Annotated in this window: 22 protein-coding genes and 3 pseudogenes; 15 read left to right on the top strand and 10 right to left on the bottom strand. The window is 42.0% G+C overall.

All coding sequences use genetic code 11. From position 1 onward, the window contains the following. The first annotated feature begins 34 nt into the window (after window positions 1-34). The 10 genes from INR79_RS25945 to INR79_RS25900 all read left to right on the top strand — a co-directional run bounded on the left by INR79_RS25945 (window position 35) and on the right by INR79_RS25900 (window position 9,033). Window positions 35-1,165 carry an efflux RND transporter periplasmic adaptor subunit gene (locus INR79_RS25945; RefSeq protein ID WP_223097714.1) on the top strand — a complete coding sequence of 377 codons (1,131 nt, stop codon included), beginning with the start codon at window positions 35-37 and terminating at the stop codon, window positions 1,163-1,165. Continuing rightward, window positions 1,155-2,417 (top strand): TolC family protein, encoded by a 1,263-nt coding sequence (locus INR79_RS25940; protein ID WP_223097712.1) that lies wholly within the window; start codon window positions 1,155-1,157, stop codon window positions 2,415-2,417. The genes INR79_RS25945 and INR79_RS25940 overlap by 11 nt, the downstream gene beginning before the upstream one ends. Then, entirely contained in the window at window positions 2,414-3,634 is a 1,221-nt protein-coding gene (locus tag INR79_RS25935; RefSeq protein ID WP_223097710.1) for an ABC transporter permease, read from the top strand. Before INR79_RS25940 ends, INR79_RS25935 begins: the two co-directional genes overlap by 4 nt. Window positions 3,635-3,636: 2 nt before the next feature. Further along, window positions 3,637-4,920 carry an ABC transporter permease gene (locus INR79_RS25930; protein ID WP_223097708.1) on the top strand — a complete coding sequence of 428 codons (1,284 nt, stop codon included), beginning with the start codon at window positions 3,637-3,639 and terminating at the stop codon, window positions 4,918-4,920. A 22-nt stretch (window positions 4,921-4,942) separates the two neighbouring features. Beyond that, window positions 4,943-5,656, top strand: a complete 714-nt coding sequence (locus INR79_RS25925; protein WP_410482919.1) for an ABC transporter ATP-binding protein — start codon at window positions 4,943-4,945, stop codon at window positions 5,654-5,656. A 210-nt stretch (window positions 5,657-5,866) separates the two neighbouring features. Further along, on the top strand, window positions 5,867-6,799 hold the full coding sequence (locus tag INR79_RS25920; RefSeq protein ID WP_223097706.1) for a hypothetical protein: 933 nt from the start codon (window positions 5,867-5,869) through the stop codon (window positions 6,797-6,799). Window positions 6,800-6,922: 123 nt separating this feature from the next. Then, window positions 6,923-7,381, top strand: coding sequence for a hypothetical protein (locus INR79_RS25915; protein WP_223097704.1), 459 nt, complete (start codon window positions 6,923-6,925; stop codon window positions 7,379-7,381). A gap of 34 nt (window positions 7,382-7,415) precedes the next feature. Further along, window positions 7,416-7,676 carry a hypothetical protein gene (locus tag INR79_RS25910; RefSeq protein ID WP_223097702.1) on the top strand — a complete coding sequence of 87 codons (261 nt, stop codon included), beginning with the start codon at window positions 7,416-7,418 and terminating at the stop codon, window positions 7,674-7,676. 167 nt (window positions 7,677-7,843) lie between these two features. After that, entirely contained in the window at window positions 7,844-8,212 is a 369-nt protein-coding gene (locus INR79_RS25905; RefSeq protein ID WP_223097700.1) for a hypothetical protein, read from the top strand. A gap of 311 nt (window positions 8,213-8,523) precedes the next feature. Then, window positions 8,524-9,033: a hypothetical protein gene (locus INR79_RS25900; RefSeq protein ID WP_223097698.1), complete on the top strand. Its 510-nt coding sequence runs from the start codon at window positions 8,524-8,526 to the stop codon at window positions 9,031-9,033. Window positions 9,034-9,107: 74 nt separating this feature from the next. On the opposite strand, the gene INR79_RS25895 is transcribed toward INR79_RS25900, so the two are convergent. From INR79_RS25895 to INR79_RS25885, 3 genes are all read right to left on the bottom strand, one after another. After that, a complete protein-coding gene (locus tag INR79_RS25895) occupies window positions 9,108-9,563 on the bottom strand; it encodes an ABA4-like family protein (RefSeq protein WP_223097696.1) in 456 nt (151 codons plus the stop codon). Further along, on the bottom strand, window positions 9,560-10,036 hold the full coding sequence (locus INR79_RS25890) for a hypothetical protein (RefSeq protein WP_223097695.1): 477 nt from the start codon (window positions 10,034-10,036) through the stop codon (window positions 9,560-9,562). Before INR79_RS25890 ends, INR79_RS25895 begins: the two co-directional genes overlap by 4 nt. 188 nt (window positions 10,037-10,224) lie before the next feature. Continuing rightward, entirely contained in the window at window positions 10,225-11,607 is a 1,383-nt protein-coding gene (locus INR79_RS25885; RefSeq protein WP_223097694.1) for a PLP-dependent aminotransferase family protein, read from the bottom strand. A 93-nt stretch (window positions 11,608-11,700) separates the two neighbouring features. Between INR79_RS25885 and INR79_RS25880 the strand changes: the two genes are divergently transcribed. Further along, window positions 11,701-12,591: an EamA family transporter gene (locus INR79_RS25880; protein ID WP_223097692.1), complete on the top strand. Its 891-nt coding sequence runs from the start codon at window positions 11,701-11,703 to the stop codon at window positions 12,589-12,591. Window positions 12,592-12,691: 100 nt separating this feature from the next. On the opposite strand, the gene INR79_RS25875 is transcribed toward INR79_RS25880, so the two are convergent. Next, a complete protein-coding gene (locus INR79_RS25875) occupies window positions 12,692-13,561 on the bottom strand; it encodes a patatin-like phospholipase family protein (RefSeq protein WP_223097689.1) in 870 nt (289 codons plus the stop codon). A gap of 562 nt (window positions 13,562-14,123) precedes the next feature. Here INR79_RS25875 and INR79_RS25870 point away from each other — a divergent pair. After that, window positions 14,124-14,780 carry a hypothetical protein gene (locus INR79_RS25870; RefSeq protein WP_223097686.1) on the top strand — a complete coding sequence of 219 codons (657 nt, stop codon included), beginning with the start codon at window positions 14,124-14,126 and terminating at the stop codon, window positions 14,778-14,780. A 233-nt stretch (window positions 14,781-15,013) separates the two neighbouring features. Here the strand turns inward: INR79_RS25870 and INR79_RS25865 are convergent. Further along, window positions 15,014-16,126 (bottom strand): annotated as a pseudogene (locus INR79_RS25865) (IS3 family transposase). Between the two features lie 553 nt (window positions 16,127-16,679). Between INR79_RS25865 and INR79_RS25860 the strand changes: the two are divergent. Beyond that, complete coding sequence (locus tag INR79_RS25860; RefSeq protein WP_223097685.1) at window positions 16,680-17,567, top strand: helix-turn-helix domain-containing protein; 888 nt, start codon at window positions 16,680-16,682, stop codon at window positions 17,565-17,567. A gap of 1 nt (window position 17,568) precedes the next feature. Then, entirely contained in the window at window positions 17,569-18,336 is a 768-nt protein-coding gene (locus INR79_RS25855; RefSeq protein WP_223097683.1) for an endonuclease/exonuclease/phosphatase family protein, read from the top strand. A 4-nt stretch (window positions 18,337-18,340) separates the two neighbouring features. Here the strand turns inward: INR79_RS25855 and INR79_RS25850 are convergent, their stop codons facing one another. The 5 genes and pseudogenes from INR79_RS25850 to INR79_RS25830 all read right to left on the bottom strand — a co-directional run. Next, complete coding sequence (locus INR79_RS25850) at window positions 18,341-18,952, bottom strand: hypothetical protein (RefSeq protein WP_223097681.1); 612 nt, start codon at window positions 18,950-18,952, stop codon at window positions 18,341-18,343. Window positions 18,953-18,956: 4 nt separating this feature from the next. Then, entirely contained in the window at window positions 18,957-19,745 is a 789-nt protein-coding gene (locus tag INR79_RS25845) for a hypothetical protein (RefSeq protein ID WP_223097679.1), read from the bottom strand. Next, the gene (locus INR79_RS25840; protein ID WP_223097676.1) at window positions 19,732-20,661 is read right to left on the bottom strand and encodes a GNAT family N-acetyltransferase; all 930 of its coding nucleotides are present in this window, start codon (window positions 20,659-20,661) and stop codon (window positions 19,732-19,734) included. The genes INR79_RS25845 and INR79_RS25840 overlap by 14 nt, the downstream gene beginning before the upstream one ends. 2 nt (window positions 20,662-20,663) lie before the next feature. Continuing rightward, window positions 20,664-22,283 (bottom strand): hypothetical protein, encoded by a 1,620-nt coding sequence (locus INR79_RS25835; RefSeq protein ID WP_223097674.1) that lies wholly within the window; start codon window positions 22,281-22,283, stop codon window positions 20,664-20,666. A gap of 141 nt (window positions 22,284-22,424) precedes the next feature. Continuing rightward, window positions 22,425-22,712, bottom strand: a pseudogene (locus tag INR79_RS25830) (IS3 family transposase); the annotation flags it as partial. Between the two features lie 446 nt (window positions 22,713-23,158). Between INR79_RS25830 and INR79_RS25825 the strand changes: the two are divergent. After that, a pseudogene (locus tag INR79_RS25825) lies at window positions 23,159-23,919 on the top strand (IS5 family transposase). Window positions 23,920-24,065 lie beyond the last annotated feature (146 nt).

Below are 24,065 nucleotides of genomic sequence, written 5' to 3'. Positions count from 1 at the left end.
ATCTTAATTTGTTAATTTTCGGAAGTCATAAACAGTGAAGTATTGGATCGTATCCATCAGTGTGATTGCCCTTTTAGGGTACGGGGCACACGCCTATCTAAATTCAAATCAAGATACACAAACTCTGCCTATTCTCACCGTAGAAAAGGGAACCATTGAGAAAAATGCCGTGGCGGTAGGGAGCATCGTCCCCGCGCATTCTGTCTCAATCAAGTCTCAGATCAACGGCATTGTGGGGGAGTTGTATGTTCAGGTAGGAGACAAGGTCTCTGAGGGGCAACCACTGCTCAAAGTCAGACCTAACCCGACACCCAAGGCATTGACCGATGCCTCAACAATGCTGATGCAGGCAGAAGCAGAAATGGAATCCGCCAGGCAAAAGCACGCCAACTTAAAGAGTCTGGTTGAGAAGAAGGTGATCCCTTCAAACTACGACGACTATGTGAACGCGAAATCGAATTTGAAGTCCGTCGAAGCGAAAGTGCTTCAGGCCAGACAGAATCTGGCATTGATCCGCAGCGGAGAAGCGTCGGTAGGCAGTGCGCAACTGACCTCCATTATTTATTCACCTATTGATGGCACGGTTCTGAACAAAAAAGTGGAAGTGGGCGCGCCTATTATCTCTACCGAAGCCAGTCAGGCGGCAACGGAGATGATGTCCATTGCAGACTTACAGCAGATGGTATTCAAAGGGAGTGTAAGCGAACATGATGCCGCAATATTGCTTCCGGGAATGCCTGTCACACTGACCGTTGCGCCGTTTCCAGATACTGCCATTCAGGGTGTGCTCTCAAAGGTGGCAATACAGTCGGAGAAGCTGAATGCTCACTCAGAAAGCAAATCCAACGGGTTTGATAACGGGTTTGAAGTGGAAGTGGGCGAGCTGACCATCCCCGACACCATAAAGCTTCGTTCTGGCTTTTCTTCTACTGCCACAATCACGTTAAAAAAAGCAGAGAACGTGCTGGTGGTGCCGGAGCGAGCATTGCAGTTCGAAGGCGAGACACCTCATGTGCTGATAGCGGATGCATCAGAGCTTGGGTATCGAACTCAGGTTGTGGAACTGGGTATGTCCGATGGCATTGTGGTTGAAGTGCTAAGCGGAGTCAGTGAAGCCGATGAGATCATCGACGCGAGCATAATGGGAGCCCCGCATGGTGAGTAGAACACTGTGGCTAATGAGCTGCATTGCGGTATTTGGTCCGGCGCATGCCCTTTCGATTGGAGAAGCGTGGCAGGCGGCGAAAGCCAACAACCCTGAGCTTGAACAAGCTGCTCTTAATATTGAAAAGCAGGAAAATGCCCTCGACTTAAACCGCAGTGAAAGATTGCCTTCATTGAGTGCGTCGGCTAATGCAAACTGGAATCAAAACGGGTCAAACAGCAATAGCTTAGGTGCGACGCTCGACTGGACTATCTGGGACAGCAGTCTTTGGACCCAGTTAGACAGCGCTGAAGCGAGTGTTGTGGTCTCGAAGCTTGAGTTGTCGAAAACCCGAAATGAACTCGCTAAAAAACTGATTCTGGCTTATCTCGATGTCGCCAGTGCGCAGGGCGATTTGCAACTCGCCGAAAACAAGCGGCAGGAAACCCGTAAACAACGAACCATTGCAGAGCAGCGATTCCAAGCCGGAAAAGTCAAATCCATCGATGTGGAGCAAATGCTGGCTAATGAAGTGGCAGATCAGAGTCATATTCTGAATAGCCAGTCAAAACTTGCTCAGGCACAACTGGAGTTGCATGCCCTGATCCTTCGCGACGTTGACACGGTGGATCAGATCCGGAATGACCCGTTGACTGAGCCTAAAAAACAGGTGGAATCTGAGTCTGACTGGATCAAGCTTGCAAAAGACAACAGCCCAGAGCTGTTGGTTGCGGCTCAGACGATTCAGGTACGGGAGTTTGAGAAAGAGACGGCGAAAAGTGGCTACTACCCCAAACTGACCGGTAACCTCGGTTACAATCAGCACGGAACAGACTTATCCGACAATGACGTCACTGCTGGCTTGAGCTTAAGTATTCCGATTGATCTCAATGGCACCATTCAGAACAAAGTAGACACCGCGTCGCTCAACATCCGCGAGGCTCAGTTAGCCATGCAAATGGTGGAAATCAACATTCGCAAAATGGTGCAGCGCTCGTATTCTCAGGTCGACATTAACTGGCAACAGGTAATGGCTACTCAGGCGCTGATTGATTCCCGTGAAAAGGTGCTGAAAACACAGCAGACCTTGTATAGCGCAGGAATGATCGACGCGTCACAACTTATTGATGCGCACAATGACCTTTACACTGCCAGACACCAGTTAAAGAATAATCTGTATGAGTATTGGCGACAGAGGGTCGAGCTACTTGCCGTTGCGGGGCAACTGGACGACGATACTATGACTCTGATCTCTCAAGCGCTAGAATCATGATTGCGCTGTTGACTCAGACCTGGCAGACTCTGAGCGCCCACAAAATCAAAAGCCTGTTAGCCATTCTTGCCATTGCCTGGGGCGTTATCGCGGTGGTGGTGCTGATTGCGTTGGGGGAAGGGTTTTACCGACAGCAAAGCCAGATGTTTTCACAGCTGGCGGATGAGACTCAGACGATTTTTCCCGGCAGAACCAGTAAGTCGTGGAATGGATTGCCTTCTAGCCGCGACATGCACTTTCAGGAAAGCGCCCTTAAGCAACTGTCAAAAGCGGCTTATGTGGAGCGGTTAGCGGTGGTGTACGACCAGTGGGAAGCGAGCATCTCCAATATGCAGGGGCACCAGCTAACCCATATGTTGGTTGGCGTGGATGAGGCTTATTTTCCCTTGTCCTACCTGAAGCTTCAGCCGGGTTCTCGTAACTTCTCTCCTTTGGATCAGACGCACCACCGCCGGGTCGCCATTATTGGGGAGACGGTTGCCATGATGGGCGGTGTCGGACTGGGCGAATTTGTCAAAGTGTCGGGCATTCCGTTTAAAGTGGTGGGGATTTTAAGCCGCGAAGACGCTACCCAGTCTTTTGGTGCTCAACGCATGGTGATGATCCCGCGCTCAACGTATCTGGATATTTGGTCCGGAAGTCCCAGCCGTGTGCTGGTTAAGCCTATCCCCCAAATCAGTTCAGGTCAGCTTCGTCAGCAACTGCTGAATTTCTTCTCTCATAGCATGAAGTTTGATCCGACGGACCATGACGCACTCCACATGCCGGATTACAGCGACAACGTTGCCACAATCAAAGGCATTCTGCGCGCCATTCAGGCTTTTCTGGGCATCAGTGGTGCGATGACTCTGGCTGTTGGGGCATTGGGCGTCGCCAACATCATGTTCTTATCCGTGACAGAGCGCACCAGAGAAATTGGTGTGCGATTAGCCATTGGAGCCACTCAGAGCGCCATTCTGATCCAATTTCTGTTTGAAGGTCTGATACTGGTGCTCACCGGGGCACTGGTCGGTCTGCTGTTTTCGTTTGGAGCAGTGAACTTACTGGAAGTGAATCACAGCCTGCTACCTGAATGGATTGGCATTCCTGTCATCACACCAGATTCAGTGGCGCTGTCGTCTGGCGTAGTTATAGGGATGGCTTTGCTGGCTGCGTATTTCCCGGCAAGAAAAGCGTCGAGTCTGACGCCCGTTATTGCGCTGAGTTCGAGGGGGTAGACATGCAGTTACCGATGAGACAAATCTTTCAGGAAATGGCGGCTCAAAAGTTGCGGCTCGGACTGACCATACTTGCGGTGGCGTGGGCGACACTCTGTATTGGTGTCATGCTGTCGGTAGGAGAAGGTATTCGGCAAGGCGTGATCAGCACAGCAGAGCGTGGAAACGGTCAGCTGATTTATGTGACCGGAGGAATAGCCACCGTTAGCAACAGCCAGTTCTTTCAGGGAAAAGCATTGAAGCTGGGAGAAACTGATGCCGAAGTCATTGCGGCATTGCCCAATGTTAAGCGAGCTCTGCCCACGAGCAGATGGAGTGAGAATCTGTCTAGGGACGAACTCTCAATTTGGATCAAGCCTTTCGCAGTAAAACCGGAGTACGCCAGCCTGGCAGGGCTTGAGGTGCTGCCGGGTGGTCGCTGGCTTAACCCCAGAGATGAAAACGAACAGCGCGATGTGATTGTCTTGGGTTACCTGACGGCGGTTGAGTTGTTTAATGAGTACGAGGAAATGAACTGGTTTGCCTCGGTGGAACTCAACACCGATCCTGTGGGCAAGACCGTTAAGGTTGGTGCACGCACTTTCACGGTGGTCGGGGTACTGGCGAAAAACAGCGCCAACGTTGAGCGGGGTGATTCGATCAATTACGCCGCCTTTGTTCCCTTGAACACCTGGAAGCGCTTTCACCCCAATGAGCCTGTTCAGGCCATCAATGTGCAACCGAAAAAATCAGCAGACAGGGTTCAGCTTGCCAGTGTGATTCGGCAGGTACTGGTTCGCAAACACGGCGCGTCTTTACTGGATGAGCAAGTGGTTCAGGTGGACGACATGTATCTGAACCAGAAGACCATGCGCCAGTTTTTAATCGGTTTGCAAAGCTTTCTGGGGTTGGTGGGGCTGATAACCCTGCTCGTGGCGGGAATAGGTATCGCCAACATCATGTACGCCATGGTCAAAGGGTCGACCCGTGACATTGGCGTTCGAATGGCGGTGGGCGCAACCCCGTTGGCAATCCGGATGCACTACCTGACTCAGTCCATCATGACCATGTTGATGGGCGGAGGATTTGGGCTGTTACTGACCTTCGGTGTGGTAACGCTATTTCGCGTGCTGGATCTGGAAGGTAATGCGTTGTACGAAAGCTTGGGCAAACCCGTGCCGGAACTGTCGATTGTTGTCGTGACAGTTGTCGTCACCGCTTTGATGGTGATTGGCGTGCTGGCGGCCTGGTTGCCAGCTAACCGCGCTGCCAGCGTATCGCCGTTGGAGGCATTACACAGTGAATAATAACGAGAACTTTGAGAACAAGATGTCTGATTCCCCCTTGGTAACCCTGAACCGTATCTGTAAATACTATGCCAGCGGAGAAGAGACCGAAGTCAGAGCGCTGGATGGCGTGGATCTTCGCATAGAAAAAGGCGAGTACCTGTCTATTCTGGGTCCCTCTGGCTCAGGAAAATCCACTCTGATGAACGTGCTGGGGTGTTTAGACACGCCGACAAGCGGAGAATATCAGTTGGGCGCAGATGACGTGTCTTCCCTATCGCCCAATGCGCTGGCAGCCATTCGCAACCAGAAAATTGGTTTTGTCTTTCAGAGCTTTAATTTGCTTGAATACGCGACAGCGTTAGATAACGTCGCGTTGCCTTTAGTGTACTCGGGGATCAGCGCCAAAGAGCGAAAGAGAAAAGCAACACACCTACTGGAGCAAGTCGGACTAGGTGAGCGTTTACATCATAAGCCGAATCAGCTTTCGGGCGGACAGAAACAGCGGGTCGCTATTGCTCGCGCACTGGTCAACGACCCTCAGATCTTACTTGCAGATGAACCGACGGGGGCTCTGGATTCAAACTCCGGAGCGGAAATCGAAAAGCTGTTTAAACAACTGCATTCGCAAGGGCGTACCATTGTGGTGGTTACCCACGATCAGGCGCTGGCTCATAGAACAGACAGGATCATCACGATAAAGGACGGACAGGTGATTTCAGATCGTGCTCCCAAAAGCAGTAAAGAGCTTGCTTAAGGGGGGAAAAGGAGAGAGCGCTGAACGACATCGACAACTGACTGATCCGGCTCTGTTATTTCCCACCCAAAATCACAGAGTTGTTTCAGGCGTTAATATCAAGCTTTAGTCCGAGATCGCATAAGTATAATTTTCTTATTTTTGTGAGTTATTCTAGTGAGTTAGTTGTGATAGCTTCTTCTGTTCAGTTTTATAGATAGGTTAGGGACAATGCTTAAAACGAACATTCTGCTTTTTGTATCGCTGGTCATGTTGCCATTTTTCTCATGGGCGACAAAGGATCTGGTTCAGATTCCAGGTACGTCCGTGAGTATGCCGAAACCTGACGGGTTTGAACTTTCAGATACCTTTGCTGGTTATCTGAATGCCAAAAACAGTTCTAGCGTAGTCGTTATGGAACTGCCTTTAGAAGCGTTTGGTCAGTTATCTGCTCTTTTTGGGAATCTGGAAACCGTGCAGCAGAGCTTTGCTAAGCAAGGGGTTAAGGTGAATGACGTCACTTTGCTAGAAATGGACGGATACAAAGCGCCTGCTGTGATTGGTGAACAGGCGGTATCTGGTGTAAGTGTTGATAAGTACATCGCTCTTTTCAAAGGGCAGAAAACGGTGATGGTGACATACAACCTAATGGACACCAAAACGTTCAATCACGAAAAAGTGATGGCTTCAATCAAGAGTATTGAAATTGGCAAGGCTGCTTCATTGTCCGATAAATTGGCTTTGCTTTCTTTTACTTTCCAGCCAGAAAAGCCTTTCAACGTCGCTGATGTCATGGGTAATTCCACAGTATCTCTCACGACATTCGAAGGTATTGATAAGTCAGGCGAAAAGCCTGTGCTGATGATTGGAAGTTCCATGTCCAAAACCCGTTTCCCAGAGCCCGCCAAACACGCCACTGCGCTGATTAAGTCACTCGTTGGGTTTGAAAATCTAACAATCACATCTGAAAGCAAAGTTAAGTTTGCAGAGAGTGAAGGCTACAAGATAGTCGCAGAAGCAGAAGGTAAAACGGCGATTCAATTTGTCGGTTACACCAAAACGGGCACTTACATACGTTTGGTTTCTGTCGGTAACTCTGCGGAAATGTCCAAAGTCGAAGAACAAGTTAATGCTATTGCAAAGTCAGTAGTGCCGAAATCATAATTGGGAACAAACACCGAACCAGAGTTGGCTTGGTGCAATTAGCCAAAAATATTTAGAACACAGGTTTTTGAATGTTCGTATTCAAAGCGTGTGTTCTTTTGTTGTTACTACGCAGTTTAAGTTATGTCTTCAAAAAACAAATCCAGCACTCTCTATTTATTTGTTATCTCAAATGTATTGGTAATTTTAGGAACAGTGATTTACCTGTTCATCATTTGGTTAGGTCTGGGTGACAAGACCAGTACGTTATCCAGCTATGAAGTCTCTATATATGGGGTTCTTCTACTGGAAGCCACTCCCTCCATCGTTATATCTACGCTAATACTGCTTATTTTAAGAAACAAGGCTTCGGAGACTCCTGCCAAGATACGAAAGTTAATAGGTTACGACATGACTCTTCGAGTGGTGACCTTTCTGATTTCTTACGCGTACTTCAACCTTAAGGGCGCTTATGACCCAAGCCCGTTCTTCAATATTTTCCTTTCCTGGATTTATTATGCGTTTTGGGTTCAATACTTTACGAGCTCGAAGAAAGTCTTCGCAATCTATGGAGCGAACTCACCCAAAACTTTGCCACATTAGTGTTTAAGGCGTTTATCAGAGCGAGAAGCAAATTATGTTTTACCACCAGTGGGAGTCTGAAAACCTTGTCTATTCAGAGTTTAAAGACGACGAAGTGCTTTTAGCCAAGTCTCTGTTTGATAAGAATGCCTGTTGCCAGAATGTAGACCCTACATTCCAAGTTTGGCCGGAATCGGAATACTTGGCACTTATTCAGAAAAGTGCCGCGACTAAAACAGCAAAGGACGTTGAAGCTTTCTACCCAAGAACAATATCCACCAAAAGTGGAGAGGTGATTGGCTACATCCAGTTTTGATCCAGAGCTTAACGAGTTGATTGTGTTATGTATGATGTCCTCTACCGAATGGTCATTTGATCACATACTCTGGCTTTTATATGTCTTTTTAAGTATTCACTTAGTTTTATATCCTAGTGTTAATCAAGCTGTTCTTTAAACTTGAAACGACTAAGGAGAATATAAACATGAGTGGAGTAATCACTTTTTGGGAAGGTAATGGTGCGACGCAAGATCAGGTTGGTAATGCACTAGAGGCAGATAAGCACTACAGCATCGATTGCAAAGACGGAGATCAGGGCTTTGACAACGACGAAGCGAGATCGGTCAAGTTAGTCAATATCAAGAGTCCAGTGACAATAACGGTTTACGACTCACCAGACAAAAGTAAGGATGATGACTGGACAAGGATTGAGGTGACAGAGGCGTTTGAGGGTGAGGTTATTGTTCGTACATTTGAGGAAAGTGGCAAACCTCACCAAGCAGTTGAAGTCTCTTATTATTCAGATAACGGCTTAGACGGTAAGGTCTCTTACATAGAAGTAGAACCAGCTTAAGTTAGGTGTGATTTGGCATCTTTCTGAAAGCTTCGACTTAAAAAAAGCCAGTCGCAAACTAGTGTGCGGCTGGCTATACAATTGTGAACAAATTCATTCACTAACAACGTCAGTTGGCTAGGTGACCCTCGGCTTAAAAGGGTCAAGTATTACAATACAATTCGCGTGCCAGTTTTAAACCCTTGAAAATGGAGGTTGGCAAACGTTTGCTATTTGTTTTGTTGCATATTTGCAATTTTAAATCGCAGTTTTTTGCAAATTGCATAAATCAAAAGTGGTTTTATCAAACGTTGTTTTGGTTAGGGAGGACAATGAGAATCAATAAAGCAATAACAATAGTGCTGGGATTTGCGCTTACAACCAGCCTTTTTAGCGCGAAAGCACTTTCTGGAAAAACAATCACCACAGACACCGTCCAAGCGAGCCATGTTCAACAGATCTTGTCTGGTGAAGTGGTATCCGGTAATTCTGTAGACATTATTTACGCAGACATATCAAAAATGGCTATAACTGAAGGAAGTCAGCTCCAATACAGCCCTTGGGATGAGTTGTACAAATGCACCACAGGTGGCAGCTTAAAGAGTGAGTCGATTATCATCCCTGTTGAAGATAACGTACACGTCTTACAAGCCTGCGATGCACTGGGTTTTGAACTCGACCTTGAACTGGCAGTTGTTAATGCCGACGTACTGAACGAAGAAGTATCGGATATAGAAAAATCCACCCGTCAGGTGATTCTAGTGCCTACTCCGTCTGCTAATGACACCTACTTATATTGGAATGGAAGCAAGTTTAAACTGTATGTTCCAATGCCATTCTAAGATTCTAAAGCCCCAAGCTGTATAGCCTGAGGCTTTTACTGGTTTAATGGTGAACAAAACCCAATTGAACGAAGCTATCTGGCATACAAAGCCGAATCATTGGGCTTATCAAAAAGCTGAAAAACGAAATACAACACCAAACCTACCGGACCATACATAAAAGTGAGGGGCAGGCAAGGCAGCAATCGCCATCGAGCTTTACCTGAACGCTTCAAATCATCGATCATCCAACGCCCTATAAACAGGTCAAAAATCAAAAAGTGAAGCCAGCCAGCGGCGAGATTCCCCTGCGATTCAAACAGCAACCCCACACCTACCAGGCTTGAATAGTTTCCCTCGGGAGCACTTCCCCAATATTTAACCAGAAGAAACAGATAAATAAGAGAAAGCAGGAAGGGGATCACTCGTCCACCACACAGCAGAAAGCCATCGCTGATCCGTTGTGAGGGTAGTGTTACCCCTAATATCATACTCAACCATCCCAGCAAAGCGATCGTGCTGCCCAGTTCAAATGCTAATTGAGCCATCATTGAACTTCTCCGTTTGCATTTCTAGGGATGACCACAGCCTGATTACCATACTTCAACACTTCTCCACCGTGTTGATTGGCATAGGTTTGGGCTTCCTCTTCCGTTGAGAACCAGAGATTCAGTGTAGAGAGTACTTTCTCATCAAAGTCGGGAGTGAAAGCCGCCCCATCTTGTTGAGCAAGCAAAACAGGCTTGTACGATTCCCAGCTGTTGTAACCCGCTTCAATTGCCAGCATTCGCAGAAAGTGCTTTCGCTTTAACGTTTGGCGTTGGTTGTACAAAGAGGAAACAGACTGTCCGAAACAGACACCCGACTTTTCGACCCTGCGGATAATGGGCGTGGCATCAGAAACACTGCCAGATTTAGCAACACGGTGTAATTTTCGAGCCTCACGCAACAAGGACTCAACAGCGGGATTGGTTTTTGAAGAGGTCAGTGAATTCGATTCAATAGGGGATTTTTGATTACGCATACAAACTCCATCGAGTGGTTGGTCTGTCTCGTTAGGGACCAAAGATAAGAGTCAGTAACTAAATTGTTTTATTGCACAGGTGACTGAACTTTCACGAGCCGGGCGTCCTGCAAACCCGCGAAAAGAATAGCAACACATGGCATGAGTTGTAAATGGGTTTGTGTGAAAGAATTCTGTTGGTGAATGACTTAACAAGACCGCTTCACCGCATCAATCAATACGTCCAGCTCTTTCTGTATCTCTTTGGTGAGTTCAAAACCAAAGTTGATCCTTAAGCAGTTGTCGTAAAGAGACAGAGTGCTGAATAAGTGACCCAATCGGATATCGATTTTGCTGTCTTCGAGTAGTGAGGTGAACTGGGTAACGTTGAGGGTAGGGACTTGTAGCCACAACACCATTCCCCCTTGAGGATGGCTGATGTTCACGTTTTCTGGCAGGCGATCCGACAAATAGCTGAGATACGTTTGTCTGAGTTGAAGTAGTTTGCTGCGACGACGTTTTAGCTGCTTGGCGTAATGACCAGACTCAATAAAATCTGCTATAGCAAGCTGCATAGGAAGCGAGATCCCAAAGCAGGAAGCGGCATGCTTCTGGCAATATTGGTCGGTGTATCGCCCTGGCATACACCAGCCTATGCGGTAGCTTGGCGACAAGCTTTTCGAGACCGAACCACACCATAGGATATACCCGTCTTTATCATAGTATTTGGCGGGCAATGGCGTATGTTCTGAATAGGAAAGTTCAAGGTAAACGTCATCTTCGACTATCGGAACTTGATAAAAATTAGCCAGATCTGCCAGCTTTTGTTTTTGGACCGCCGACATGGTGATCCCCTGCGGGTTCATGTGTGAGGTACAAAATACGCCTGCTTTGACCACCCCTTTCTTCAAATGGTTTTCCAACTGCGCAAGGTCGATTCCGTCATCCAGAGAGGGGATCTCAACAATCTTTCGACCCATTTGACCAAGCAAATCCAGAATACCGCTAAAGCAGGGCGAGCTGATTGCAATCGCATCACCTACCTGTGAACAGGATTCGAGCGCGGCTTTAATGGCTGGCATACAACCAGAGGTAATCACCAACTCACTTGGGGTAAAGTTCAGCCCAAGTTTGGAAAAGTGATCGCTCAAGGCATTGCGCAATAAAGGCTCACCTTGTGTGTCTGGATATTGGTTTAAGCGGTTGCCGATTCGTTTGCTGGCGCGTCGAAAGCTGCGTTCCAGTTCATTAAGTGACACGTCATCAATGGTGGTGCTCGATACGCCAAGCGGTCCATTGTGCTGGGAATGAATCGCGAAGTTTTGATTAACCGAAGACACTTTACTGACGAAACTCGCCCACTCTGGAGTGTTATGTTTGCTTCGTTGCTGAGACACGTAATACCCCGCTTGAGGGCGCGCGTGGATCCAGCCTTGCGATTCCAGTTCCTGATAACAACTTACGGCTGTCGACATACTCACGGCTTGCTGCTTAGAGAACTGCCTGAGCGATGGCATCCGACTCCCTTCGGCAAGTTTTCCAGCCTCAATTTCCCGAATGAATCGACTGGCTAAGGTTCTGTACATACTCATAAGGAACTGTACCGCTTTTTGTTAGAAAAATTGTATCTGTACCGATAACTGTACCCGAGTAATACTCTTTTTCAAGGAAAAAGGAGGACAGTTATGAAGAAAAACGACCTATTACTAGCAACCTTAGTGATGGCCATTTGGGGATTTAATTTTTCAATGATCAAGATGGGAATTACTGATGTTCACCCACTGTTAGCAACTGCTGCCCGTTTCACTTTGGCCGTGATTCCAGCCATCTTTTTTATTCGCCGACCAAACGTAGAGTGGCGCTATTTGGCGGGTTACGGTGTGGTCTTTGGCGTAGGTGTATGGGGGATGGCGTCTTGGTCTATCACTGCGGGTCTTTCGTCCGGCATGTCTTCGGTGCTTTTGTCCTCCAACGCTTTAATCAGCATGGCTGTGGGTGTGTTTATCCAGAAAGAAATAGCTTCTAAGCGCAAAGTCATTGGGGCTGTTATTGCGTTGGCGGCACTGTTGGTATTGATCTCAGCCACCAACGGCAACCTGACAGCAGAAGGGGTATTCCTAATTATGGTTGCCGCGACGAGCTGGACGATAATGGGATTGATTGTTAAGGCGTCGAAAACCACTCAGGCGTTCGCTTTTAATGTTTGGGGGATGCTATTTGCGCCTATCCCGCTGGTGTTATTTGCGGTGAGCATTTACGGTCCAAATATTGTGGTGCATGCCATGGAAGTGTGGGACATGAAAACCACCATCGCTGTAGCATTTCAGGCTTACCCAACCACATTATTTGGTTATTGGGTATGGAGTAATCTGTTGATTCGTTACCCACTCAGCACCACCGCACCGTTAACCTTACTGGTGCCCGTATTCGCACTGATTTCTGGCTATTTTATGTATGACGAGATGCTAAGCACAGCACAAATGATCGCCTGTGTACTCTTCCTCATCGGTATTGGCTTCATTGTGAAGCCTGCGACGAGCAAAAGTGTGTTAACGCCTAAGCCTTTAGCGAATTGAAAAATCAACCGCGTTGCAGGGTTGAATAGAGTGGTGTTTTAGTCGATAAAAGAAGATCTTAAAAAAGGGAAGGGGACAAGAAATGTCCCCCTCTCGATGGTTAGTTGGAAAGTAACGCCTTTATCTGTGGCATCACTTCTTTTGTGGCAATGTAGCCCGCTTCAATCGCCTTCGCCCTGTCGTTAAACGACACATCACTGCTCGGTTCATAATTTGGTGTGATGAGCACGTCTGCGCTGGCCATTTCTTGTTGTGACAGCCTACAGCTCTGCATTCTGAACGTCGCAAGCAACACTTTACTTATAGTCAATTCCGGTGCGGGTTGATTGTGGCAAAAAATATCGACTGCGATGACCTTTTTAGCACCGAGATCTTTTGCGGTATAAACCGGTACAACACTGAATACGCTGCCATCAATTAAGATATCACCTTGGTTTTCAACGGGAACAAAAGTACCTGGCACGGTGGAAGAGGTTTGTACTGCATGCCCAGGGTCGCCAGAACGGATAACAACAGTCTTACGTGTCGTCATATTGGTGGCAGTCACTGCTACAGGGATGGGCATGTCCGCCAGATCGCTATAGCCGACATGCGCGTTGATCCAGTCGGACAAGCGTTTACCATTTACGAACCCTTTGGACGAAAGCACAATGTCCGTAACGTCAGATATTTCGAGTTTCTCGATGGCAACTTCCATCTCGCTGAATCGCATACCAGAGGCATAAAGCGTTGCTGCAATCGAGCCCGCAGACGCTCCACTGACCACTTCCGGTTTTATGCCTTCTTCTTCCAACGCTTTCAACACGCCTAAGTGCATAAAGCCCCGTACACCTCCGCCCCCAAAAGCCACGCCAAGTTTGTGTTCCCCGGTTGCAATGGGTTCAGAAACGTTCAGATCGTTATAGACGTTTGGTGATGAACATGCCATCAACAGCAGTGATAAAGAGGCAGGAATGAGTGTTTTCAACATGGGAGGCTCGGTTTATTAGAACAGATCAAAGCGTTACAGAATCCAGTCTGGCGATGTTTTTTTCAAGTGACAGGTTCTAAAGCTTGACCAGTATCTCCTGATTCAGTGCAATTTCGTTGAGTTTGTTGTTGCGACTGTACTGAAACAGGCAGTTTAACTTGCTATAACGTAAATAAATTCAAGCGGTAGATTTAGGGTAAAAGGATGTTATTCAATACTCGTAAGGGAGACGTTTGATCTTGGACAATCCTTTTTTAGCAATATGATTCATTATGTATGGCATAAATTTAGATAGGAAGAAGGAATTTAAGGAAATTCAGAATACATATTTGCTCCAACGAATCAATCACCTGAAGCACAACGCGTTGGACCATATTTTCTTATTCCATTAAGCAGCGTCTTATGAGGAAGTTTTAGGCATATTAACCTGAAAACCTCTCCCGTTTCACACATTAGTTTGATATGCCTCTAGGTTTATATTTGGTGATAGTAAGATAAACGGAATACAAGTTCGGAAGAAATCCGTCTTTAAAGCGATATGGCTTAACATTAAGGATGAATCGTGAACCAATTCAAAGAGCATGTTTTTGGTCCTTGCTTGGATTCTGAGGGTAATGCTTTGGCACCGAGCTGCGGATGTTCAGAGGTATTTACAAGATACGTTTCTCGTTACTGGGTGACGATTGCTTGTGGTTTTGCCGCTCTCTGCATTAGCTACTACTCAAGAGATCTAATTGGTCATGACTATTTGTACCTAGCAACAAGGCAAGCTGTATCACCTTTGTTTTGGAATATGCTCTTTGTAATTGGAGCTATCTTAATATGCACTTCATCTCTTATTTCAATAGTCAGAGGGGAGGTGGTATCTTACTATTTCTTAAATGCAGCTAAACGAATCTTTAATATGGCTGCAGAGGTTGGCGCGTTGACGTTCGGAGTTCTAGTCGCGATGGTTGTAGTCGCCTTAAGTGGTGGCACGATTTCAGCTTGGGGTATGTTAGGTCATTCTATTCTTGCAAGTGTACTTTTGGGTTATAGCCTTTTTTTAAATATACTTGTGTGGTGGTTTGTCTTATATACAGAGGATGACAAATATAAACCACCTTATCTTATTTACATTGAATCAAAGCCTTTGCTGAAGCTTGGAGTGGCAGCACTGTCTCTAGTTGTGCTGATTTGCCTTGTTATTGGAACGGAGCCTCATCCCCCAAAGCCATAATGATTACTTCAGCCTGCCTACCAACCTGTGACATTTTAATTTGGATTGATATTTGTTATTAAGGTGGTCTATTTGAGAGTGATGCCCTTGCAGCATGTTAAGCAGGTGTATGCCTTCCTAAATTTTCAAATCTTGGAGTAATAATGAAGCTAAAAGCAGATTTCTTTGGTGATTGGGTCAATATCCTAATGCTCCGATCCAGTAAAACTGACACTGCATTGAGCGACATTTAATTATTCAAATCCTTCTGGGCTTATATAGCCCAAGGCACAATGCCAACTCTTCTTGTTGTAATCAATTTCTATATATTCAAATATGTGTTGACGTATGGTTTCACGGTTCATAATTGGTTCGTATTGAACCGCTTCAACTTTCATCGAATGGAAGAAGATTTCAACACAAGCATTGTCCCAGTAATTACCTTTACAATTCATGCTTTGGATTAAATCGTTCTTCTTAATCAAATCACGATAAGCGTGAGAGCAATATTGGTTACCTCGGTCACTATGAACGATGAATTTCTTTGGCTTACCTCTGCGTCACAAAGCCATTTTCAGTGCATCACAGACTAACGTTGAAGTCATCCGATTGCTCATCGACCAGCGAATCACTGAACGAGAATATAAATCAATGATGACGACCAGATATAACCAACCTTCGCTCGTCATCAGATAGGCGATGTCGCTGCTCATTTTTATTTGGTTTGTTGGCGGTAAAGTTTTGTTCCAGCCAATTTGGTGCACCTGGAAACGAATGTTTGCTGGCTGTTGTGATTTTAAACTTACGACCAGCCTTAGCAACAAGCCCTTGGCGCTCCATACTACTGGCGATGGTTTTGATGTAATGTCTATGCCCTTGTTCTTCAAGCTCCGTTTGAATACGTCTAGCACCATCTCGCTTTTTACTGTCATCAAAAATGTGTTTGACTTTTTCATCACAAACTTGTTGCGCCCTTTTTCGTTTGCTTGGCTGCTGACAAGCCCCTAACCATGAATAATACCCTCTTGGTAAAACAGACAATACGCGTATTATTCTAGCGAAGGAGAATGATCCGTGATTGCTTTTAATCAACTCAAATCTGGTTACTTTTATTTCTTCGCGAAGCAGGTAACCGTCTTTTTTAGAATTTCTAACTCCTCAACTTGCTCAGCCAAGAGGCGCTTTAACTTTGCATTTTCTGCAGCCAGAAGGCTTTCTCCTTCAGACGTGGGCGCTTTCTTTTGTGCTGAACTTCGCAATGCGTGAAGTCAAGATTTATAAATACTAAGCTCATGTGTAGCCTGTGCGACTCGAACTTTAGCAGTATGTTTTAAGGCTTCTTCCGTTAATAAGACCCAGTCCATCATAACTTTATCTACCAATATCAAACACGAGGCTTGCCCCAAGTGTGAAGCCGTTGATGTGAATGCCTAGTTGGAGAAGCCACTTTCATCCAAGCAACTAGCGACTACAATCTGTGAACTTACGGTTACGTAGCTTAATCTGTACGTTTACATGTGATTTTGTAGATAACCTTGTTATTACTATTGCCGAACAATGAAATGGGCTACGTATGAAGTCTTCAGCCTGACTGCAATAAATCAACAGCCTGTGCTTTGTTGACATCAAGCTCAGGCTATTGCATTGAATTATAACTACTGAAATTGTCACTTCTTGTCACGTTTCCAAGTTTTAAAATGTTGTATTGTAAGTACTGAAGATAGAGATAAAAGTAAGTAAGCTAGGCATAGCGCGTAGTAACCAGCCTTTCTATCTAATCCCAATATAGGAACTAAGTAGCTGAGTGACATCACCATATAGATAATAGTATGAAAAAGTTTCATCATAATGTGTTCCTCCGTTGTTCATTCTTATAGTAATCATTTGGTAAGAAGTCGACATTGTTGAAAAGGAGCGAAAATGACTGAATTTGGCGAAAAAAGCTACTCAGAGCGATTAGGAGAGCTTTTTAAAAATTACCGCATACTAAGAGGGCTAACACAAGCAGATGTAGCCTTAAAGGCGTTCGGCCAAGAGTCTAGATCCTCAGATATCTCAAAGTATGAGAGAGCTTTGGTAAAATCGGTTCAACCTCGAGTAATTCGTGATATTTGTGATGCTTTGGCCATACCGGAAGATGAGAGGATCAAGATTTTACCTAACTCTTCACGTGAGGTCCCCTCAAAAAAACAGTCAGTTCAGATTTCAAACGCTGATACCCCTATTGTGTTAGATTCAAGAACTCAGTTTGTAAATCGTGCATATGATTTGCTGGGACAGTCTTCTTCCTTTAGAGCTCTTATAACAGGTCCCTTTTTCTGTCACCCAGATGTTTACTTCAAGCAAAAATCAAAAAAGCTCCATTATCCAGATTTTGACTTTAGATTGAAGGAGTTCATTCTTTCTCATAAAGAAAGAAATCATTCAATAAAAATAATGTTGTCTAACTCTAAACGGTATGAGGAAAAAGTTTTTGGTTATATAGATAAAGAGATTCGGAAAGAGTTTTTTAGTGAATGTATAAGAGAAGTAGATAAAATATGGGGAGTTGATAGAGATCAAGGACCTGATTTATGTTGTAGCTACGTTGGTCATTATCACATACCGTATATTTTTGATGATACATCACTAATTCAATATAGAAGTAAGCACAATAGCCCTACAAGAGGAGCAACAGAGTACAACGATGCAGCATTTGTCAAAGCAGAAAAAAGCAGATTTGATTCTATTTTTTGTGATGAGTCAAAAGGACAATATGAAGAAGTAGAGATGCTGATATCCCACTTTAAGAAACTGATGGAAGGTTAAAATGTCAAGAATAAAAGTAGGAAACCTTAATTTTTTTGGAAGGAAAGGGGAGTTCGAACAGCGAATTCAGTTACTTAAAGATGTATTGGAACAAGAAAAATTTGATATTCTTTTTATGCAAGAAGTACTCTTTGTAGCAGATGAGCATCCTGCAATCTTATATCTTATTGAGAATGGTTATTCAATAATATTTGGAGCTACTATTAAGAATGATTCTAGTGAATACGGTAATTTAATAGCATACAAAGGAACGTGTTATAATAAAGAAATAATTTCATTACCTACAAAATTTAAGGATGAACCAAGAAGTGCGATATTTTCAGGAATAGAAATTAGAGGAAAGAAATTAAATATTGTTTGTACACATTTAAGTCACGGCATAGGATTGGAAGATTATCGAAGAAAACAATTGAAAGTTATTGTTGATAAAGTTAAATTTATAAATAGATATAACGCGACACCTACTATAATAGGAGGAGACTTTAACTCAAAAATTAATGAAATAGAAGTGTTGCAAAGTACTTTATTAAAAAATGTAATTAATTGTCACAATGATAAACGTTATATAAATATGTACAGAGAAAAATCTAAATACAACCCTATTGCAATTGAAAGAGGGCTAGAAGATAAAGTTGATTATATATTTTTTTATAAGGAAAAAACTGAAAGAATTATAAACATTAGTTCATCATTTTTTGGTTTGGAACCTAATGAAAATGGAAACTATATATCAGATCATTTTGGGTTAAAATCAGAATTTGAAATATGAAGGTTCATTTATCTTTGAAATTTTTTACGTTTAGCCATGCTCTGTTTCTTCCTATTTCAATGATAATATCTGCGTTTTTTTTGAGTGTTTCCATATGATTTTTATAGTTTTTAATGCAGTCGACTGACATCGATTCTTTTTTTTCTTGCGAATAGTCTCTCTTAGTTGAGGTATCGATAAAAAGTTCATTTTCACTTCCAAGCTGTGGCTGCAAAAAAACTGTCAAATCAAATAGCTCTGGATTAACAAAGCACGATATTAGACTACCCTCAACAATCATAATTCTCTTATTAGATGAGTCTTGTATTTTTACTTTCCTACTTTTATGACAATATAATTTTGTGTGTATAAAATCGCCTTTTAAAAATTTGATTATATCACGCTCTAGTTCACCATAGTCTACGTAAGGATCAAGATCTATATACTTTTTTCTGAGTAAAGGATTGTTAGGTAAATAAGCGTCTGAGCTTATACATACCACCCCACCAAGTAGTTTAGATAATTTACGAGTTAGCCACGATTTACCAACTCCAGTTGGACCCGTTATTCCTATCACTACATTTCTATTGAGAGATAATATTTCATCATCTATAAGCTCAGATATTTCATACAACATAATGTTACTTTATAAAATTACTAACCTTTAAAGCTGCTTTTGAGGTCTTTTTCATAATAGAACCAACACTATGTCCAGAGTTTGAAACTAAAAAAGTTTCATTGTTTTCTACCTTGGTATACTTTCTAAAAAAGATATCTGCATTATCTATGAAAATACCACTGTTAATAGAAGTGTCATTAGTCCCAATTAGTGACAATATTGATATATTCCGTGTTTTAGGTAATAGCTTAGGTATCTTATTAAGTTTTCCATTATAGAAATCATGCCACTCTGAATCATCACCTAAACGATAAGTATGTGGACGAGTTCTTCTAATATAGTTGATGAAATCTGAACCATTTTCTCTAAACCCCATATCTATGTCTGCTTTTCCATAAGTTAGTGCTGGGGAAATAAACAGTGCTTTATTGCAGGATGGGAAATGGGATAGTGAATGAACTGCGATAAATGCTCCAAAGCTATAGCCAACAATTAAATCAATAGATTTAGGTATTTGAACTTTACTGTTATTCTTCAAATTAACAGCTTCTTTTCTTTCTATAAATATACTTATATTTTTTAGCATTTCTATAGAGTTTAGAGGAGTAAACAAACCTGAACTATCATAGGTGCCTGGATAATGTGGCACTAGTACACAATAACCGCTTTCGGTCAGTGATGCAGTTAAACTATTTTCACCTAAAGTCGCAGGGAATCCCAATAGTAAAAGAGCACACTTTTTAGACTTTCCTTTTTCCTTTTCATAAACGTCTAACATGTAACCATCAATATTTATTCTATATCTTGCCATCACAATTTCCTTTAATGTTTAATGCCCAACTCATGTATGTTTCAGATCTTACGAATGAGTACTTTTCTGATATCTTATCCATTGAATTATCATCAAAATTATTATGAGTTATTATATATTTACTACTGTTTCCATTGTAGTTTATAAGCATGCTCTTTAAATTAGAGGCGATGCCTTTTCCCCGATGCGTACTAATCACAAAAGTATTTTCTTGCATAATACAGCTTTCGTTTGGATAACCTATATAGGAAGATAAAAAACCAACTAGGTTATCATTTATGTCGTGACATGTTATTAATAAATAAATCGAATGAAGTTTATTTGTAGGACTGTTTTTTTTAAGCCATTTCAAATCAATACACGATACTCCATAAAAGTCGTTTACTAATTTTACATATTCTAGTTGGTCAACATTATCCAAATCTGTATGGATAGAATACTTATAATTAGATGGTTCTAAATTCAGATTTTTGCACAATTTATTATTGGGATACCTAACTCTTTCAAGTTTTATTTTTGATTTGAATCCATACTCTCGTAAATTTTCATTCAACTCTATGTTATTCGGCATTGTATTTATTCTAACTTTGTGTATGTTTGTGTTAGATAAAAAGAGAATCATTTGATTTAATATTTTCGAGTAGTTTGCTTTTTGAGGGTTTTGATTGCTAAAAATGCATTTAGCTCCTAATTGAGAGTATTTTTTTTCTCTTAAGTCTAAGATGGCTAAAACGTTATCTAAAGTGTCAATAATTAAGTATCTATTTCTGAATCTTATTTTTTCTTCAGAAAACTCATATCTATTAAAAATACCGTTTATTCTCAAATTAGTGTTTCTTTTTTTGTCAAAAAAATGGTAAATATCAAGGCACTTTTCCAACCACTTTGTTTCATAATTTATTATTTTGATATCCATGTCTAATCCTCATATTGTATAGAGAATGTTTGGTATCTTTTATTGACTTTTCTCTTTTTACATAGATTTATAAACTCTTTTTTTAATCCTTCTTTTCCAAATATTAAATACATGCTTAAAATGTGTGATTTAAGGGTGCCTGTTACACTAGACCAAAGCCAAGAATAATATTCTTGAGCTAGATATCTAAACATCTTTTTGACCTGTTTGTAGCTACGAGATATCTCTTTTTCATCAGTGATACTCCTATCAAAGTAATTGATTTTACCTGTGTTTAGACTTTTTCTATTTACTCTCAGTATATCACCTAATTCCTTATCATATTTTAAGACTAACTCAACTAAACTTTCGTATGTCAACTCATCTAAATTAGCTATAGACTTTATGTTTTTACTAGCACTCTCGGTATCAATTTTGCTTTTGTATTCTGAAGGTGATGCTATATCCAACATTGCTGACAAAAAAGAACATCTATCACCAAAATTACTCGGATAATTCTCATTAATAAAACCATTAACATCTTGACAATAAAAACTTTTTTTATGGTGATTCTCTTTATGTTCTATATATCCTTTCAGTGATGTTTGGCTTTTAGCATATCTTTCTTTTGTCGTTGGTAAGTACTTTAGGATTTCCTTGTATTCATCAATAAATAGTCCACTTTTACTGTTGAATCCTAAGACACTATTACAAAATAAAGTAGCGTCATGATGACTATAATCAAGAAGACTATAGCCAGACGGGTTCAATATATGCTTTTTCCTATATTCGCTTTTAACTGATAAAGGACTTATAAATTCTATCCCATGATATTCTTTGGTATTAAACTTAGCTTCAGTAACATACCAAGGTAAATCAATTAAGTGGTGGTTTGAATCATGCATGATTAAGTTTTCAATTAATCCTCTTAATCTTATATTTTTATTTTTTAGTTTTTCAATGTGAATGGTAAAGTTTTCTTTACCACTAAGGGTTACTTTTTCCTTTTCTTTTTTAATTTTATTATAACTAGCCCATTCTTCCTTATTATTTCTTATTTGTAATTTTCCACTATCATTAAGAGTCAGCGATATATTGTCAGGTAAGCTAGTTAAATACTTTATTAACCTTTCTTTTTCACTTTTTTTTAAGTCACCTGAGAACCTTTGTTCTGTATTTTCCTCGATAGAGAAGTTGCTTAGTTCTAAGTCACGAAAAATAAAATTTAAGACGTTTCTTGATAGCTCAGACCAACTACAGTTTGGATCAGATTTATTTGCAACTTGTCTCAACTTATCTATACGATTATGAACATCTTTAGAGCATTCTTTTGTTAGTTCGTACATTTTCTCAATATAGAGCAAGAGTTCATCTTTGATGTTGTCAACCATCATAGAACTAGTATGTTTTTGTTGCCATTTCATATGAGATTGGCAAATCAGTTCCATTAAAGGAAAGCTTCCTCTTGAGCTACCTGAATTTTTCCTAGATCTAGTGTTTTCGGCTGTTTCACTGTTTAGGTAAATCGTTACGTTGAGTTCTGGATATATTGTTTTTGCAACTACAGCTTCCGTTATGTCGATAGGGAAAAGCGAAGATATTTGTATCGATACATTGGTCAGTTCTGGCAGCTCAAGTTCCATGCTTTCTCATCCATCAGTTCAAAGTTCAATATGACGCACTCCGTTTCATAATAAGAGCAAACACCCAACTATATCTAGATTAAAAACTGATTAGAGTGATCTGAACCAGCAAAAATAGACACTGCATTAAGCGACATTTAATTATTCAAATCCTTCTGGGCTTAAATAGCCCAAGGCAATATGTCTACTCTTCTTGTTGTAATGAATTTCAATATATTCAAATATGTGTTGACGTATGGTTTCACGGTTCATAATTGGTTCGTATTGAACCGCTTCAACTTTCATCGAATGGAAGAAGCTTTCAACACAGGCATTGTCCCAGTAATTACCTTTGCTATTCATGCTTTGGATTAAATCGTTCTTCTTAATCAAATCACGATAAGCGTGAGAGCAATATTGGTTACCTCGGTCACTATGAACGATGACTTTCCAGATCTGGTTACTTTTGGTTCTTCGCGAGGTAGGTAACCGTCTTTTTTAGGATTTTTAACTCCTCACTTGCTCAGCCAAGAGGCGTTTTAACTTTACATTTTCTGCAGCCAGAAGGCTTTCTCGTTCAGACGTGAGCGCTTTCTTTTGTGCTGAACTTCGCAATGCGTGAAGTCGAGATTTATAATACTAAGCTCATGTGCAGCCTGTGCGACTCCAACTTTAGCGGCACGTTTTAAGGCTTCTTCTTTGAACTCTGCTGAATAGTTTTTTGGTTTTCTTTGGGGATGTCATTAATCACCTCTGTGAGTTATTTTACTCATTTAAAGAGGTGTCCAAAACTATTGGAGCAGATTAGGGCGTGTTGATCTTCCGTGCGTGTTTTTTGAACAGCGTGGTAAAGAGTTATAATTTGCTTCGCCAAAAGTAAAACCATAACCAATACCATGCCAAGAACAATGCTAACTGATATTCGATGGGAACTGCTACTCCAAGTTATGAAAAGTACAGGTCATATTTACGATAAAACTGAACATCGAATGACATTTGAAGGAATACTTTATCGAATGAGGGCAGGTATTCCTTGGCGAGATCTACCCTCTGAGTTCGGAGAGTGAAACACCGTTTACAGACGATTTAATCTTTGGTCAAAGAAAGGAATTTTAGATAAGCTTTTCAAAAGCTTATCTAGTATGGCTGATTTTGAATGGGTCTTTCTTGATGGCTCTATAGTTCGAGCGCATCAGCATAGCACAGGTGCAGCTACTGAAAGCTCAGAGTAAATAGGAAAAGTCGCGGGGCAACTCAACCAAAGTTTACTTAGCTATGGATAGTGGTGGTCTGCCTATTTGCTTTGATTTATCAGAAGGACAACGCCACGATATAGTGCATGCCGAAAGCTTAGTTGAACAACTCGATGAAGTTAATACCATCGTTTGTGATAAAGGATATGACAGAAAACCTTTCCGTACTTTTGTTAAGGAACGTGGCGGAGAAACGGTAATTGCTAAACGCAATTACGGACAAGATATAGACAAAGACAGTATGGATTGGGTGTCTGTACAATTGTCGTCACTTGGTCGAAAATGCCTTTGGAAGAATTAAGCATTATCGAGCAATTTCAAGTAGATATGACAATATAGAAAGGAATTATGCCAACATGTTCTCGCTGGCATTCATGTTAATGTGGCTACCAATGTATTGTTGAATACGAAATGTACAGCAAAGATCAACACGCCCTAGTTGAAATTATCCATTAGAAAAATACACAGTTAAAGGTGCTACTTCTGCAACACAATTAACAGAACAAGATCGTTTAACTTTGCGCAGGAAAAATACTAATAGTTTCGTAAC

It is taken from the genome of Vibrio sp. SCSIO 43132, from assembly GCF_019904195.1.
Lineage (GTDB): Bacteria > Pseudomonadota > Gammaproteobacteria > Enterobacterales > Vibrionaceae > Vibrio > Vibrio nigripulchritudo.
The sequence above is the reverse complement of the archived record's forward strand: the minus strand, read 5'-3'. Positions and strand labels throughout refer to the sequence as shown.

Coding starts and splice junctions, on each gene's coding strand:
- INR79_RS25940 (WP_223097712.1), top strand. CDS start 1,155: ATGGTGAGTAGAACACTGTGGCTAATGAGCTGCATTGCGGTATTTGGT.
- INR79_RS25935 (WP_223097710.1), top strand. CDS start 2,414: ATGATTGCGCTGTTGACTCAGACCTGGCAGACTCTGAGCGCCCACAAA.
- INR79_RS25930 (WP_223097708.1), top strand. CDS start 3,637: ATGCAGTTACCGATGAGACAAATCTTTCAGGAAATGGCGGCTCAAAAG.
- INR79_RS25925 (WP_410482919.1), top strand. CDS start 4,943: ATGTCTGATTCCCCCTTGGTAACCCTGAACCGTATCTGTAAATACTAT.
- INR79_RS25920 (WP_223097706.1), top strand. CDS start 5,867: ATGCTTAAAACGAACATTCTGCTTTTTGTATCGCTGGTCATGTTGCCA.
- INR79_RS25915 (WP_223097704.1), top strand. CDS start 6,923: ATGTCTTCAAAAAACAAATCCAGCACTCTCTATTTATTTGTTATCTCA.
- INR79_RS25910 (WP_223097702.1), top strand. CDS start 7,416: ATGTTTTACCACCAGTGGGAGTCTGAAAACCTTGTCTATTCAGAGTTT.
- INR79_RS25905 (WP_223097700.1), top strand. CDS start 7,844: ATGAGTGGAGTAATCACTTTTTGGGAAGGTAATGGTGCGACGCAAGAT.
- INR79_RS25900 (WP_223097698.1), top strand. CDS start 8,524: ATGAGAATCAATAAAGCAATAACAATAGTGCTGGGATTTGCGCTTACA.
- INR79_RS25895 (WP_223097696.1), bottom strand. CDS start 9,563: ATGATGGCTCAATTAGCATTTGAACTGGGCAGCACGATCGCTTTGCTG.
- INR79_RS25890 (WP_223097695.1), bottom strand. CDS start 10,036: ATGCGTAATCAAAAATCCCCTATTGAATCGAATTCACTGACCTCTTCA.
- INR79_RS25885 (WP_223097694.1), bottom strand. CDS start 11,607: ATGAGTATGTACAGAACCTTAGCCAGTCGATTCATTCGGGAAATTGAG.
- INR79_RS25880 (WP_223097692.1), top strand. CDS start 11,701: ATGAAGAAAAACGACCTATTACTAGCAACCTTAGTGATGGCCATTTGG.
- INR79_RS25875 (WP_223097689.1), bottom strand. CDS start 13,561: ATGTTGAAAACACTCATTCCTGCCTCTTTATCACTGCTGTTGATGGCA.
- INR79_RS25860 (WP_223097685.1), top strand. CDS start 16,680: ATGACTGAATTTGGCGAAAAAAGCTACTCAGAGCGATTAGGAGAGCTT.
- INR79_RS25855 (WP_223097683.1), top strand. CDS start 17,569: ATGTCAAGAATAAAAGTAGGAAACCTTAATTTTTTTGGAAGGAAAGGG.
- INR79_RS25850 (WP_223097681.1), bottom strand. CDS start 18,952: ATGTTGTATGAAATATCTGAGCTTATAGATGATGAAATATTATCTCTC.
- INR79_RS25845 (WP_223097679.1), bottom strand. CDS start 19,745: ATGGCAAGATATAGAATAAATATTGATGGTTACATGTTAGACGTTTAT.
- INR79_RS25840 (WP_223097676.1), bottom strand. CDS start 20,661: ATGGATATCAAAATAATAAATTATGAAACAAAGTGGTTGGAAAAGTGC.
- INR79_RS25835 (WP_223097674.1), bottom strand. CDS start 22,283: ATGGAACTTGAGCTGCCAGAACTGACCAATGTATCGATACAAATATCT.